Below are 13,303 nucleotides of genomic sequence, written 5' to 3'. Positions count from 1 at the left end.
TGACGAGGCATACTACTTGACCTCACGCTGTTGTAAAGGTTTACTTGCAGGGTTAAGCTAACCTTACAAACAAATAGAGGAGGCTATATTTTTTATGGCTAAAGGGATTAAAATTGTAACAATCGGTGGCGGATCAAGCTATACGCCTGAACTCATTGAAGGTTATATTAAACGAAAAGATGAATTGCCAATCGAAGAAATCGTACTGGTGGATATCGAGGCGGGGCAGGAAAAACTGAATATCGTTGGCGAAATGGCTAAGCGAATGATTAAAGCGGCCGGATTAGACTGGAAAGTGACATTAACTTTAGACCGTTTCAATGCCTTAAAAGATGCAAACTTTGTGACGACACAATTTCGTGTAGGGCTACTGGATGCGCGTGTGAAAGATGAACGGATTCCATTGTCACACGGTATTTTAGGACAAGAAACAAATGGAGCCGGTGGGATGCTTAAGGCGATGCGTACAATTCCTGTGATTGGTTCAATTATTGAAGATATGCGACAACAATGCCCAAATGCTTGGTTAATCAACTTCACCAATCCAGCTGGGATGGTAACGGAAGCAGCGATTAATGAATTCGGTTGGAAACGCACGATTGGTTTATGTAATGTTCCGATTACTCACTGTATGGATGTTTCTGAGAAATTAAATGTGGAACAAGCAGAATTAAATTTTCAATTTGCTGGGATTAATCATTTTCATTGGCACCGGGTTTGGGATAAAGCTGGGAATGAGCGCACAAAAGAAGTCATCGATTTGTTATACAAAGAGGATGAGGATGCACCTGAAAGCGCACTAAAAAATATTCACGACGCAGGTTATAATGTCGATCAAATTCAAGACTTGGGACTACTACCTTGCGGTTACCACCATTACTACTATTCTGAAGATATTATGTTAGAGCATTCAATTGAAGAATTTAAAAATGGGGAAACGCGTGCGCAAGTAGTGAAAGAAACAGAAAGAAGCTTGTTCGAACTGTATAAAAATGCTGAACTAGATTACAAACCGGAAGAATTAACACAACGTGGGGGAACGTATTATAGTGACGCGGCTTGTGAAGTGATTGCGTCAATCTATAATGACAAACGCACTCAAATGGTTGTCTCGACACAGAACAAAGGTGCAATTGCTGATTTACCGTATAATTCAATTATTGAAGTATCAGCGGAAATTACCTCTCACGGAGCCATGCCTTACAACTGGGGAAGCTTCATGCCAGCAGCTAGAGGAATGTTACAGTTGATGAAAGGAATGGAGGAGACAGTCATTCGTGCTGCGGTTGAGGGTAACTACGGTGCAGCTTTACACGCCTTTACGATCAATCCTTTAGTACCAGCAGGAAATACAGCCAAACGTGTGTTGGATGAATTACTTTACGCGCACAAAGAACACTTACCACAATTTGCCGAAAAAATTAAAGAGATTGAAGCAAAACAACCCGAGGTGGTTGAGTATGTAGATGAGTTGATGGAGTCGAATTAAACAAGTTTGGAGCCTCATGGAGTATTATTTTATACTTCAAGAGGTTATTTTAATATAATATTTGAAGGAGAATGGAAGGAGCTGTTGTAATGGGACAAACAATCTATATGATGCGACATGGGCAGACATTATTCAACTTACGAGGTGTGATCCAAGGTGCTTCTGATTCGCCACTAATTGCTCAGCTTTGGACTTTCAATACCATGAAGGTCAGTTTAAATACATTGATGTCATCAATCATGACTACAGTGGCTTATAAGACGAAAATATATTTGACTCAAGGAATTGATGTGCTAAAGTAGAATGAAATAAAATAATATAAAAATATCGTCGGATAGACATTCATTTTTGTACGTAGGCCAACGTGTACATAATTGGATGCCTATTCTTTTTTGTTTTTTAAGGAGGAAGGAATATGTTTTTATCATTATTAGGTATTAGGATTGGTACTGGTTTGGTTGAAAGTTTAAATCCAATTGCTATTTCACAACAGTTTGTATTACAATCTACCGCGAAAAGAAAGCATTCAATCTTGACTTATATTTTTGGGCTGTTATTTTACTTTGGTATTGCTCAAATTATCCGAAATTAATTTGAATCAGCGCAGACGAACTACCCATTTTTAATCCCGCTTACACTAAATGTTCTAGGTGTGATGCTAATCATTTATCGTTTTATCACTATTTTTCAGCGAGAAATAATAAAGCAGAGATTAAGGATAAGGAAATAGATCTTGCGTCAAAGAATTTGTCAGCTGTTCATTTATTTGTAATAGGTGTAGTGTCTAGTTGGGCAGAGTTCACAAGTGCATTGTCTTACATTTGTTATTTAACGGTCTTAATTTCAGCTGATAATCAATGGACAGTGGCTTTAGTTATGCTTGTATTATATAACTTAGTCTTATTCAATTTATCATTGTATATTTTGTATGCATTGTCCGTTTATAATGAAAAATGCTAATGAAAATTTATACTCGATTTTACCGTATCATGAGTTATATTTTAGAGTACGGAATCCCAGTACTAAACGTTTTATTAAGTTCGTTTCATATATTTAGGAGAGGTTAGGTTTTATAATTTGTAAAGTGGGTGAATTCGTGTCCCTGAAAAAACCTCAGGGACACGAATCCAACAACCAATCCCAAAAAACCAGCCCACCTCACTCAGTATCAATACTGAATAGGGTGGGCTGTTATTTATGCGCGTATATATGCATAGCCGTCTTCTTGGCGGGCAATCAGTTCAACCACGCCACTTGGGACGTATGTAAAGTGAATAGCTTCTGCTTGTTCTTGTGTTAATTCTTGTGCAGCCAAAGCATGTCCGCATAACTCGAAAGTAACACCTTTTTCTAACAAAGGCTCAGCTTTCGAAGCAATATCAGGGTGACTAACAATTTGAACGGCAGGTCCGTTTCCAAGAATAACTATATCAACGTTAACTAAATCAGCTAAGGCATTTCTAGCACTAGCAATAACTTTTGACCAATCCTCTAATTCGTGAGCATGAAATATGACTTTTTTCATCGTTTCACCTCTTTACTTTTGAAAAAATAGAAATAAACCAGCGTGTAAAGGCAAAACTTCTGCCGGCAAAAAGTTTTTGATTGCGTAAACAATCCATCGAGTCTTTATATTTATCAGCTGCAGTGGTTTTTAATCGTTAAACTTTAATCGTAATATTAAATTAATCGTCAGTCGCAACCGTTCAATCTAGTTTTAAGTACACAAAGACTCTACCAAAAGTGTTAAATCTCAGTGAGTAAATCAATTGAAATCATAGAGTTTGCATTCGATTGATCGATTAAAGAAGAAATTTTATTAACTTCTTTCGTAAGTCGGTCAATGTCTTCGCGAATCGATGACTCATTATAAGCACTATATTCGACCACGCCAACACCCGTCTCAACGCGTGTTTCTTGGCGCTGAATTAAATTCTCAAGTTGCGTCAATAGTAAACGCGTTTGACGAACCCATTCGAGCTGATAAGTGACACTATGATTTTCTACAATAAGTTCATTATTTGCCTGTGCAATGGCGTGACGCAAAGCGCTTATGTCGGTAATCAGTTGTTTGTATTTTACCAATTCTTCTTCATTCGATTTAGCTTTATCATCATGGGCAATTGGCTTACCGTCCACTTTCACCGGTCCAAAGAAATTTGAGCGGAAACGGTAAGTAAGTTGGTCAATTTGTTTATTAAAATTTGATAAAGTAAAAATAGCTTCTTGAATAGTTAAATGATGTTGCATAGTTACCTCCAGTGATAAAATTTAGTTTTCCAAAACTGCTGCTTCCAAGTTGCTTATAATAATTTTCTTCGTATTCATCTAGGTTTAAATTTGAGCGTAAGTTTGTTGCAATTCATTTAAGTGACTCGGGATAATTTGCCAAGAAAGACCGTACGCATCCTTAACCCAACCACATTGCTCACTTTCTGGAACGTGAGATATTTTTGACCAGTAGTAGTCAATCTCCTCCTGATCTTCGCAAGCAATCGTAAATGAAATTGCTTCGTTAAATCGGAAATACGGACCGCCATCTAGACCAATAAATTTCTGGCCATTCAATACAAATTCAGCATTAATAACTTTGCCAGCCATGCCTTTAAAATGTTCATTTAAAGACTCATCCGGATAATATTCGATGGACGTGACTTCTGAATTAGGAAAAATAGAAACATAATAATTAAGCGCTTCTTCACAATTGTTATCTGAGAACCATAATGATGGGATAATGTTTTTCACAATATACACTCCTAATGTTTTCTTTATTTTACCACTCCAAAATATCAAAACAAAATAATACAATCAGTCGAACAATGAAAGCGACTGTTTCTAATTAATTTCTAATAAGCGTATAAAAAGGGTCAAATTTGTATTATAATAATAGAATACAAAGTGAGGTGAATGGGAATGTTTAAAACAAATAATTTAGTTAAAATCGCGTTGTTAACTGCTTTAACGACTGCTATTTCCCTATTAGTGATTATTCCGGTTCCAGCAATGAACGGATTTGTTACATTATGTGAGGCGGGTATATATTTAAGTGCAGTCTTACTTGGTCCCGCAGGTGGCTTTTGGGTTGGGGCATTGAGTGGTGGACTTATTGATATATTAACTGGCGCACCTCAATGGGCTTTATTCTCAATCATCATCCATGGTATTCAAGGATTGTTAGTTGGATATTTATATCAAAAATTAACAAGTTCCTTTAAACTAAGTATGAGCTTAGTACTTGGAAGTGCGAGCATGATTGTCGGCTACTTCTTAGCAACCATGTTACTATATACTTGGCCAGCAGCGATGGCGTCAATTCCAGGGAATCTTGTTCAGACAGTTTTTGGAAGTTTAGTCACGATCGCCATGTTAAAAGGTCTTAAGAAAACAAGTTTTAATCCAGCAAAAGAAGGTAATTAAATGAACACTGATAAGTTAACGAATGATTTAATTCAAATTGTAGAAGATGTACTAGAGGCAGCCCAATTACAAGCAGGGAATACTTTTGTTTTAGGGTGTAGTACAAGTGAAGTTGTTGGAGGCATGATTGGGAAAAATTCCAGTCAAGAAGTCGGCGAACTCATTGTCTCAACACTGAAAGAGTATTTAGACCAGCATCAAATTAATTTAGCCGTTCAAGGATGCGAGCATTTGAACAGAGCGCTTGTTGTTGAACGCGCCTTTGCAAAGCAAGCTGACTTAGACGAAGTGTTTGTTGTACCAGCTTTAAATGCTGGAGGTGCAGCCTCGGTGGCAGCCTTTAAATACTTTACGGATCCAGTTGTCGTTGAACATATTGTTGCACAAGCTGGTTTAGATATTGGAGATACGGCAATTGGGATGCATGTTAAACATGTCCAAGTACCCGTGCGCCCAAGCATTAAGGGATTAGGCTCAGCCCATGTCACAGCTTTAAGAACTCGACCAAAATTCATTGGGGGACCTCGCGCACAGTACGCTAATTAAGGAAAATATTAAGGAGTGGAATGTATGAGTATTTTTTCAAATGAAGATAAGATATCACTATTAAAAGATTTAGTTGCGATTAAATCAGTTAATGGAAATGAAATCGAAGTTGCAACTTATTTAAAAGACGTCTTAAATAAACATCAGATTGAAGCAGAAGTGATTGAAGTCGATGAAGGACGCGCCAATTTAGTGGCTGAATTCGGAAGCAGTAGCCCCCTGATTGGAATTTCAGGTCATATGGATGTAGTGTCAGAAGGGGACGCTGCTGATTGGAAATATGATCCCTTTGTCTTAACTGAAGAAGACGATAAACTATATGGACGCGGGACTGCGGATATGAAAGCAGGATTAGCAGCACTTGTCATTGCGATGATTGAAATCAAAGAAGCCGAAGCCTTACCTCAAGGAACGCTTCGCTTATTAGTGACTGCGGGTGAGGAAAGTACGCAACTCGGGTCAAAATATTTACGTGAAAATGGCTACATGGATGACGTTGAAGCAATGATTATTGCTGAACCAACAGGTGATGTCATAAACATTGCCAACAAAGGATCAATGAACTTTAAAGTAACTTCTCGCGGGAAATCGGCTCACAGTTCCATGCCAAAAGTTGGTAAGAATGCGATTGAACCATTAATGGGCTTTGTTGAACACGTCATTGGAACATTTGAGAGTGTGAATCAAGAGACTGATTTCTCAAGCTTTGATTTTACTCCCGTCATTGAAAATTTTGGTGGGTCTAAAGATGACACCGAAGGAAATAAAGATTTAGCAGATCTTCTAAAAAGAGCGGTCTTAACTAATACATTGTTCAACGGTGGCTCACAAATTAACTCAGTACCGGACAAAGCCGAAGCTTACTTCAATGCGAGAACGGTGACAGAATTTGATAACGAACAAATGCGAGATATTTTCAATCAAGTATTGGCAGAGTATGAAGGGACAGGAGCAGAACTTTCTCTTGAGATGTTACTATATTTACCACCAATTATTACGACAGGTGATAATCTTTTAGCGACATTATCAAAAGAAATTGGGGAAGATAAACTAGGTACAGACCTACTGGTTGGACCAACGACTGGTGTCACAGACGCGTCGAATTTACTGATTGATAAAGGCGAAGACTTCCACTTTGTTGTCTTTGGACCAGGTCAGACAAGTTCTGCCCATCAACTCGATGAATACGTGAGTAAGGAAGCTTATTTTAACTTTGTGGATATTTATATTGAACTGATTACAAAATTTGCTGAAGGCAAATAATTGAACGACGCGTACAAATTCAATGGAGGGTGAATGAATTATGACGATGAGATACACTCAAGCACAAATTCCTGAGGTCTCTCTTGTGAAGATAGATACCTTAATAGATGCGCATACGTTAGAAAATTATCCAGAACATGAGAATTTAGAATCTAAACTGTATGCGATTGAAGCCGTGAATGAATCTGGTTTTGCAGGCGGCATCGCCTTTACAAAACAATTTGAGACAGCGCATGTGAATGCATTAGCTGTAGAAAAAGCGTATCGTGGTCAACAAATTGGAACAGGGTTATTAAAGGAAATGGAGCAGTATGCTGAATCGATTGGAGTACATACTGTTTCCTTATCAACCTTGAGTTATCAAGCCTTAGATTTCTATCAGAAATTAGGTTACACATTATCAGGTTCAATGAATGATTACCCAAGACGTGGTCTGACTAAATATGCTTTATACAAACGCCTACCAAATTATTAACTAAAGAAAAAGTCCTAGAAAAGAGTGATCTCTTCTAGGACTTTTTGCTTAAGGATTTTTCGAATGGTTTCTGGGGTTTTCATAGAACATAAGTGTTGTCGATTTTGTTTTTAGAAGAATGTCATCTTTTTGATTTTTTACAATCCAGTTTACTTCTACGACTGCTTGATATGGTTTTGATTTAGAAGGCTTGATATCCAGAATCTCAGTTTTAACGTATAGAATATCATCCGGTCGAGTTGGATTTGGCCAAGATAGGTTGACCATCGAACCAATCATACCGTGCTCAATGTTTAATGATCGAACTATAATCCCCATAGCAATAGATGCTGTGTGCCAACCACTTGCAATTAAACCTTTAAACGGGTAGTTCTTCGCTTTATCTTCATTAATGTGATAAAACTGAGGATCATATTTTTGTGCAAAATCAATGATTTCCTCTCGACTTATTTGATAAGAGCCACAATCTATTTTGTCTCCAATCTTTAAATCTTCTAAACGGAATATTTTATTATTCATATTTACCCCACATTTTTTTAATTTTATGTAAATGCACCTAAACCTGTTAACTCACGGCCAACGATTAAAGCATTCACTTCATGAGTTCCTTCGTAAGTGTAGATAGCTTCTGCATCTGTGAAGAAACGCATTACTTCAGATTCTAGGGTAATACCATTACCACCACAAACTTCACGCGCCATTGCAACAGTTTCACGCATTGTCAGTGAGTTGTGCATTTTTGCTAGAGACGAATTTAACATTGATGGACGTTCTGTTTCTTGTATTTCAGCTAAGCGCACTGAGTAGCCAATGTTAGCAACAACGTTTGCTTGCATACGGGCTAATTTTTCTTGAACTAATTGGAAGCCACCTAATTTTCTTCCGAATTGGTCGCGTTCTTTAACGTATTTTAATGCTGAAATGAAAGCACCTGCTGTCACACCCGTCGCGATATGAGACACATCTGCACGAGTGAAGACTAAGATTTTCGCAACATCACCAAAGCCGTTAATGTTAGCTAAGCGGTCTGTTTCAGGCACAACAACGTCTTCTAATTTAATGTGTGCGTTACGGATTGCGCGTAAAGACCCTTTGTGTGGAATTGGGTTAGCCTCATAACCTTCGGCACCTTTACGAACGATGAAACATTTGATGCGGTTATCTTCAACGTCACGTGCGAAAATTGGGATAACATCCGCAGTATCCGCACCTCCAATCCAACGTTTTTCTCCATTAAGAATCCAGTTGTCTCCCTCACGGCGAGCGGTTGTTGCTAAGCCACCTGCAATATCTGAACCGTGATCCGGTTCAGTTAATCCAAAACAACCTTGCCATTCAAATGAAGCTAACTTAGGTGCGAATTCTTCGATTTGACGGTCGTCTCCACCGATTAAAATTGTGTTGTAGCATAAGCCGCCATGAACAGTATAGAAAGTTGCGATGGATGCATCGAAACGAGCTAGTTCTAAGTATAAGAAAGCCGTATATAATTCACTTGGCTTACGTTTCCCTTCACGGCCAACATATAACTTTGGATTATTTATAATTCCAACATCACTAACTTTTTTAAATGCCTCAAATGGAAAATCGGCATTCTCCCAGTACTCAGCGATGACAGGACGTACGTGAGTTTCTAAAGCTTCACGAACTTCTTGCAATACTTCAATTTCGCCATCAGTTAATTTTTCTGCATATCCATATAAATCTTCTGGATATAATTCCTTTACGATATCTGCTTTTGTTGTCATAAAAATTGCTCCTTTTTTGGTTAAATTAATTTGTATATAAACGCTTACAAGTCTATAATATAACCACTTTAGAAGAATTACTAATTACTAATAATTAAACATCGTATTAGCTCAGCTTATGATATTTTTAAAAATAAGCGTTTACAAGCGATTAAAAAAGAAGTAACCTATCTTATGTAAGCAAAAAGGAGTTTGAAATTTTTATGAGAATGGATATAAATCAAATGAATTATTTCATAAATATTGTCGAATGTGGTTGCAATTTATCATTAGCTGCAAAGAAGATTCACATTAGTCAATCAGCTTTGAGCCAATTCATTACAAATTTTGAAAAAGAAGAAGAAGTCGAACTATTTAAAAGAAAAAATGGACGATTAGATGAACTCACTGAAAGTGGAGAAAAGATATATCGCTATGCTCAAGATATTACGCAAAAAAGTATAGAGATGGAAGAGCTAGTGAGAAGAGAGGCTTCTAAACAAAAAGGAACCATTCGACTAGGCATTCCATCTTTAATATTGCGAGTTTACTTTTCAACGTATTTACCAAACTTTGTGTTAGAACATCCAGACATCCGCATTGAAGTTACCGAAGGTGGCTGTAATGATCTCAGACATATGTTGATTAATAACGATCTTGATTTCGCATTTTTAATTGAACCGACGAACTTAGACCTGAAAGGTTTCGAACAACATGTGATTGACATTAATGAAATGACAGCCTTTATGGATGTGAACCATCCTTTAGCTTCTGATGATTTGTTGAACTGGTCGCAATTAAAGCCTTATAGTTTAGCGACATTTAATGATACTTTTACAACGCATTTGCAAGTAAAAAGTAAATTAACCGAAAACAATGTGCCCAATGATGTGATGTTTACGTCTGCTTCATGGGATTATTTAATCGAAGCGACGCGTAATAATGAAATCGTAACCATCCTACCAAAGCCAGTAGATCGTTTCTTGAGTAGCGTTGAATTTGCGGTGAAGCATTTCCATGATTTCGTACCATTTAACGTCTTATTATGTCGATCTAAGAAAAAACCTTATAGCGACGTTGAAGAAATCCTGCTTGAAAATATGCTCGACTTCTTCTATCAACCTGTCGCGTAATGAATTTAAGTTAGACGAACAATAATTAATTTTAAGATAGTGTTGGTGAGGTGATCTTGCTGATGCTATTTTTTTGTGATTGAACATCCTCGAAAAGTGACACTATATGACCTCAAACTACTGACCTCCATCCCACATTTTCTATACAAAAATTTTATGAAAACTATAATTTCCCGACAAACCCCAACACACAAAATGGGTATCAATAAGCCCTTCAAATGAGATATAAGTCGAGCTTATAGAAACGATAAATTTAGTATGTTAGAAATTCATCGATGCAAGCATTAGAATTATAATTGTAAACGCTTAATAAATGAAACTAAGACATATATAAAAATGGAGGAAGCAAAATGACAGAAGTAGTAATTGTATCAGCACGTCGTTCGCCAATCGGAAGCTTTGGGGGAGCATTCAAAAATGTTTCTGCTGTGGATTTAGCAACACAAGTAGTGAAAGAAAGTATTAAAGACATCAACTTAGACCCTCAAGAGATTAACGAAGTGATCTTAGGAAATGTACTTAGTGGAGGATTAGGACAAAACGTTGCGCGCCAAATCGCTATTAAATCAGGTATTCCAAAAGAAGTTCCTGCATTTACAGTGAACAAAGTGTGCGGATCAGGACTTAAAACTGTTGCTTTAGCAGCACAATCAATCCTAGCCGGAGACAATGAAGTTGTTATTGCGGGTGGAACAGAAAGTATGAGTCAAGCACCCTACGTATTAAACGACCAACGTTGGGGTAAACGTATGGGAGACGGTCAAATTGTTGATACTATCTTAAAAGATGGTTTAATAGACGCTTTTGATGATATCCATATGGGTGTGACAGCTGAGAATGTCGCAGAAAAATTTGGATTAACTCGTGAAATGGAAGACGAGTTAGCCGTGTCAAGTCAAAACCGTGCAGAAGCAGCAATCAAAGCTGGACGTTTCAAAGACGAAATCGTTCCAATTGCCGTTCCACAACGTAAAGGTGAACCAGTGATGGTTGATACTGATGAATTCCCACGTTTTGGATCAACGATGGAATCTTTAGGGAAATTACGTCCAGCCTTCGCAAAAGACGGATCTGTTACTGCAGGTAATTCATCTGGAATCAACGATGGTGCTGCGATACTTATTTTGATGTCAAAAGAAAAAGCAGAAGCATTAGGTTTAACACCAATAGCTTCAATCGTCGCTTACGCAAGTGGCGGGGTAGATCCAAAAATTATGGGGACAGGTCCAATCCCAGCTACACGCCGAGTATTAGCTAAAGCAAATATGAGCTTAGAGGACATTGAGTTAATTGAAGCGAATGAAGCTTTCGCGGCACAAGCATTAAGTGTGATTAAAGAATTAGAATTAGATACAGATATTGTCAACGTCAATGGTGGTTCAATCGCTCTAGGACACCCAATTGGGGCAAGTGGTGCACGAATTACTGTGACATTATTACACGAAATGATAAAACGTGATTCTAAAACAGGGCTCGCTACATTATGTATCGGTGGCGGGCAAGGGATTGCCTTAATCGTTAAACGACCATAAAAAAGGAGAATGTGTAATGTCGAAAGAGTCTCATGCTTTATTAGAAGAAATTACCCAATACACGAATGATGAGTTAGCTCGAGTAACAAAGCATTATGATGCGACGGAAGAATTTCCTACAGAGTATGTTGATTACTTCTTTAAGCGTGACATCTTTCGATTATTACTTTCTCAAGAATCAGAGACAGAGGATTTTTACACCTTTATAAAAGTAATTCAAATCGTTTCTAAACAATTTCCGTCACTGGCAAGTATTTTATTAACTCAAGTGTTCAAGTTGATTTCTTAGGACAATGTAACTCTCAACGTGTTCAAGATACTTATTATTCTTCTACAGGTGGCCAATCTGACTTTACAAAAGGGGTTCGCTTATCTAAGGCAGGTAAAGGAATTATATGCCTTTATTCAACAGCCAAGAATGATTCAATCTCAACGATAGTGCCAGTTCTCCACGCAGGATCACCCGTATCAACGACAAAAAATGATATTGATACAGTCGTAACAGAATATGGAGCAGTACAATTGAAAGGGAAGACAGTTTTTGAACGTACAGAAGCATTAATTAATATTGCTCATCCAAAATTTAGAGATGAATTACGTCAACAAGCCATTGAAATGGGCTACTTAGAAGTTGAAGAATCAGTTGCTGCAATTGTTTAATATATATTATGAAAGTCATTTAGGTACTTGAATCACGGATATGAAACTGTGATTAAGTCCTCAGTGGCTTTTAATATTTCGAAATTTTCATAAATAATTTTTATGGAATTGCTTCTATCTCATAAAAAATGTGCTATAGTAGTAGTGTAAAATTTATGGGGGAGATAGATTAGGATGAATAATTATATCGATGACGTTGCTAAGAAAAAAGAGGTTTTATATCGTTCAGAATTTCTAAGATATGCTGTGAGGGCGATGTATGCAGGAATGTATTTGACCTTAGGATCAGCGGTGGCCTTTATTGCTGCCAACCACTTTAGTGGCATTGATCCAGTCATTGGTCGGGCCATTTATGCGCTTCTTTTCCCATGGGGCTTAGTGACGATTATCTTACTCAATGGAGAATTAGCCACATCTAATATGATGTTTTTAACAAATGCCACATACCGCAAAGCGATTCCAGCGCGGTCTGCAGTGGGTATTTTGCTAGTGTGTACGTTATTTAATTTACTGGGGAGTATGGCAATTGCTTTTATGTTGAGTCGCACCACTTTATTTAGCAATTTAGAGGCAACACATTATATGTATAATGCGATTGAAAAAAAGCTAGCCAAACCATACGGAGCCATGTTTTTCGACGGAATCATCGCGAATATTCTAGTGAATATTGCCATTATTGGATCGGTTCGAATTAAGGAAACAAGCGCTAAAATTTTATTTGTCGTAGCAATTATTTTTATCTTTTGTTATTTTGGCTTCGAACACGTGATTGCAAACTTTGGTGGATTCTCATTAGTTATGTTCACAAATCCAGGTGTTATTGACAGTTTCACATTCGGTAATGTTATCATGCATTGGTTACTCGTCTTTGTTGCTAACTATATCGGCGGAGGACTCATCATGGGCTTAGGTTATGCTTGGTTAGATTCAACGAAAACTAATTACTTAGACTAATATAAATACTCAGATTTCTGTCACAGTACAGGAATCTTTTTTTATGCAAAAAGGGTTATAATACTAAGATGTTTCAGTATAATAGATGACAGATTCAATGACTTAAA

At 37.4% G+C, this 13,303-nt stretch carries 17 protein-coding genes; 12 read left to right on the top strand and 5 right to left on the bottom strand.

The window, feature by feature from the left end; all coding sequences use genetic code 11:
* Positions 1-94: 94 nt before the first annotated feature.
* The 3 genes from ACEN4N_RS01385 (at position 95) to ACEN4N_RS01375 (ending at position 2,081) form a co-directional block, all read left to right on the top strand.
* The gene (locus ACEN4N_RS01385) at positions 95-1,489 is read left to right on the top strand and encodes a 6-phospho-beta-glucosidase (RefSeq protein WP_407093543.1); all 1,395 of its coding nucleotides are present in this window, start codon (positions 95-97) and stop codon (positions 1,487-1,489) included.
* A gap of 89 nt (positions 1,490-1,578) precedes the next feature.
* Positions 1,579-1,791, top strand: a complete 213-nt coding sequence (locus ACEN4N_RS01380; protein WP_407089314.1) for a histidine phosphatase family protein — start codon at positions 1,579-1,581, stop codon at positions 1,789-1,791.
* A 113-nt stretch (positions 1,792-1,904) separates the two neighbouring features.
* Positions 1,905-2,081: a hypothetical protein gene (locus ACEN4N_RS01375; protein WP_407089315.1), complete on the top strand. Its 177-nt coding sequence runs from the start codon at positions 1,905-1,907 to the stop codon at positions 2,079-2,081.
* Between the two features lie 603 nt (positions 2,082-2,684).
* Here the strand turns inward: ACEN4N_RS01375 and ACEN4N_RS01370 are convergent.
* The 3 genes from ACEN4N_RS01370 to ACEN4N_RS01360 all read right to left on the bottom strand — a co-directional run bounded on the left by ACEN4N_RS01370 (position 2,685) and on the right by ACEN4N_RS01360 (position 4,234).
* Positions 2,685-3,014 (bottom strand): DsrE family protein, encoded by a 330-nt coding sequence (locus tag ACEN4N_RS01370; protein WP_138404593.1) that lies wholly within the window; start codon positions 3,012-3,014, stop codon positions 2,685-2,687.
* A gap of 221 nt (positions 3,015-3,235) precedes the next feature.
* Positions 3,236-3,739 carry a hypothetical protein gene (locus tag ACEN4N_RS01365; protein WP_407089316.1) on the bottom strand — a complete coding sequence of 168 codons (504 nt, stop codon included), beginning with the start codon at positions 3,737-3,739 and terminating at the stop codon, positions 3,236-3,238.
* 84 nt (positions 3,740-3,823) lie between these two features.
* The gene (locus ACEN4N_RS01360) at positions 3,824-4,234 is read right to left on the bottom strand and encodes a VOC family protein (RefSeq protein ID WP_407089317.1); all 411 of its coding nucleotides are present in this window, start codon (positions 4,232-4,234) and stop codon (positions 3,824-3,826) included.
* Between the two features lie 168 nt (positions 4,235-4,402).
* On the opposite strand from ACEN4N_RS01360, the gene ACEN4N_RS01355 reads away from it, so the two are divergent.
* Genes ACEN4N_RS01355 through ACEN4N_RS01340 form a run of 4 tightly spaced genes read left to right on the top strand, consistent with a single transcriptional unit; the run spans position 4,403 to position 7,190 of the window.
* A complete protein-coding gene (locus tag ACEN4N_RS01355; RefSeq protein ID WP_138404591.1) occupies positions 4,403-4,906 on the top strand; it encodes an ECF transporter S component in 504 nt (167 codons plus the stop codon).
* Positions 4,907-5,452 (top strand): TIGR01440 family protein, encoded by a 546-nt coding sequence (locus ACEN4N_RS01350; protein WP_138404590.1) that lies wholly within the window; start codon positions 4,907-4,909, stop codon positions 5,450-5,452.
* A 24-nt stretch (positions 5,453-5,476) separates the two neighbouring features.
* A complete protein-coding gene (locus tag ACEN4N_RS01345) occupies positions 5,477-6,715 on the top strand; it encodes an ArgE/DapE family deacylase (protein WP_407089318.1) in 1,239 nt (412 codons plus the stop codon).
* A gap of 40 nt (positions 6,716-6,755) precedes the next feature.
* The gene (locus tag ACEN4N_RS01340; RefSeq protein WP_407089319.1) at positions 6,756-7,190 is read left to right on the top strand and encodes a GNAT family N-acetyltransferase; all 435 of its coding nucleotides are present in this window, start codon (positions 6,756-6,758) and stop codon (positions 7,188-7,190) included.
* 48 nt (positions 7,191-7,238) lie between these two features.
* Here ACEN4N_RS01340 and ACEN4N_RS01335 read toward each other — a convergent pair whose 3' ends face one another.
* Both ACEN4N_RS01335 and ACEN4N_RS01330 read right to left on the bottom strand, forming a co-directional pair.
* Positions 7,239-7,709 (bottom strand): MaoC family dehydratase, encoded by a 471-nt coding sequence (locus tag ACEN4N_RS01335; RefSeq protein ID WP_407089320.1) that lies wholly within the window; start codon positions 7,707-7,709, stop codon positions 7,239-7,241.
* A gap of 23 nt (positions 7,710-7,732) precedes the next feature.
* Positions 7,733-8,938 carry an acyl-CoA dehydrogenase family protein gene (locus tag ACEN4N_RS01330; protein ID WP_407089321.1) on the bottom strand — a complete coding sequence of 402 codons (1,206 nt, stop codon included), beginning with the start codon at positions 8,936-8,938 and terminating at the stop codon, positions 7,733-7,735.
* A 209-nt stretch (positions 8,939-9,147) separates the two neighbouring features.
* Between ACEN4N_RS01330 and ACEN4N_RS01325 the strand changes: the two genes are divergently transcribed.
* The 5 genes from ACEN4N_RS01325 (at position 9,148) to ACEN4N_RS01305 (ending at position 13,196) form a co-directional block, all read left to right on the top strand.
* Positions 9,148-10,050: a LysR substrate-binding domain-containing protein gene (locus ACEN4N_RS01325; protein WP_407089354.1), complete on the top strand. Its 903-nt coding sequence runs from the start codon at positions 9,148-9,150 to the stop codon at positions 10,048-10,050.
* 350 nt (positions 10,051-10,400) lie between these two features.
* Positions 10,401-11,582: an acetyl-CoA C-acetyltransferase gene (locus ACEN4N_RS01320; RefSeq protein WP_407089322.1), complete on the top strand. Its 1,182-nt coding sequence runs from the start codon at positions 10,401-10,403 to the stop codon at positions 11,580-11,582.
* Positions 11,583-11,598: 16 nt separating this feature from the next.
* A complete protein-coding gene (locus tag ACEN4N_RS01315) occupies positions 11,599-11,871 on the top strand; it encodes a hypothetical protein (RefSeq protein WP_407089323.1) in 273 nt (90 codons plus the stop codon).
* Positions 11,817-12,242 (top strand): acetyl-CoA hydrolase/transferase C-terminal domain-containing protein, encoded by a 426-nt coding sequence (locus ACEN4N_RS01310; RefSeq protein ID WP_407093566.1) that lies wholly within the window; start codon positions 11,817-11,819, stop codon positions 12,240-12,242. The genes ACEN4N_RS01315 and ACEN4N_RS01310 overlap by 55 nt, the downstream gene beginning before the upstream one ends.
* Before the next feature lie 174 nt (positions 12,243-12,416).
* Positions 12,417-13,196: a formate/nitrite transporter family protein gene (locus tag ACEN4N_RS01305; RefSeq protein WP_407089324.1), complete on the top strand. Its 780-nt coding sequence runs from the start codon at positions 12,417-12,419 to the stop codon at positions 13,194-13,196.
* Positions 13,197-13,303: the final 107 nt, after the last annotated feature.

Origin of the sequence: Ruoffia sp. FAM 20857, from assembly GCF_045528645.1 — a bacterium.
GTDB classification, from domain to species: domain Bacteria; phylum Bacillota; class Bacilli; order Lactobacillales; family Aerococcaceae; genus Ruoffia; species Ruoffia halotolerans.
This window is presented reverse-complemented; position numbering and strand designations above follow the sequence as displayed.

Coding starts and splice junctions, on each gene's coding strand:
- ACEN4N_RS01385 (WP_407093543.1), top strand. CDS start 95: ATGGCTAAAGGGATTAAAATTGTAACAATCGGTGGCGGATCAAGCTAT.
- ACEN4N_RS01380 (WP_407089314.1), top strand. CDS start 1,579: ATGGGACAAACAATCTATATGATGCGACATGGGCAGACATTATTCAAC.
- ACEN4N_RS01375 (WP_407089315.1), top strand. CDS start 1,905: ATGTTTTTATCATTATTAGGTATTAGGATTGGTACTGGTTTGGTTGAA.
- ACEN4N_RS01370 (WP_138404593.1), bottom strand. CDS start 3,014: ATGAAAAAAGTCATATTTCATGCTCACGAATTAGAGGATTGGTCAAAA.
- ACEN4N_RS01365 (WP_407089316.1), bottom strand. CDS start 3,739: ATGCAACATCATTTAACTATTCAAGAAGCTATTTTTACTTTATCAAAT.
- ACEN4N_RS01355 (WP_138404591.1), top strand. CDS start 4,403: ATGTTTAAAACAAATAATTTAGTTAAAATCGCGTTGTTAACTGCTTTA.
- ACEN4N_RS01350 (WP_138404590.1), top strand. CDS start 4,907: ATGAACACTGATAAGTTAACGAATGATTTAATTCAAATTGTAGAAGAT.
- ACEN4N_RS01345 (WP_407089318.1), top strand. CDS start 5,477: ATGAGTATTTTTTCAAATGAAGATAAGATATCACTATTAAAAGATTTA.
- ACEN4N_RS01340 (WP_407089319.1), top strand. CDS start 6,756: ATGACGATGAGATACACTCAAGCACAAATTCCTGAGGTCTCTCTTGTG.
- ACEN4N_RS01335 (WP_407089320.1), bottom strand. CDS start 7,709: ATGAATAATAAAATATTCCGTTTAGAAGATTTAAAGATTGGAGACAAA.
- ACEN4N_RS01330 (WP_407089321.1), bottom strand. CDS start 8,938: ATGACAACAAAAGCAGATATCGTAAAGGAATTATATCCAGAAGATTTA.
- ACEN4N_RS01325 (WP_407089354.1), top strand. CDS start 9,148: ATGGATATAAATCAAATGAATTATTTCATAAATATTGTCGAATGTGGT.
- ACEN4N_RS01320 (WP_407089322.1), top strand. CDS start 10,401: ATGACAGAAGTAGTAATTGTATCAGCACGTCGTTCGCCAATCGGAAGC.
- ACEN4N_RS01315 (WP_407089323.1), top strand. CDS start 11,599: ATGTCGAAAGAGTCTCATGCTTTATTAGAAGAAATTACCCAATACACG.
- ACEN4N_RS01305 (WP_407089324.1), top strand. CDS start 12,417: ATGAATAATTATATCGATGACGTTGCTAAGAAAAAAGAGGTTTTATAT.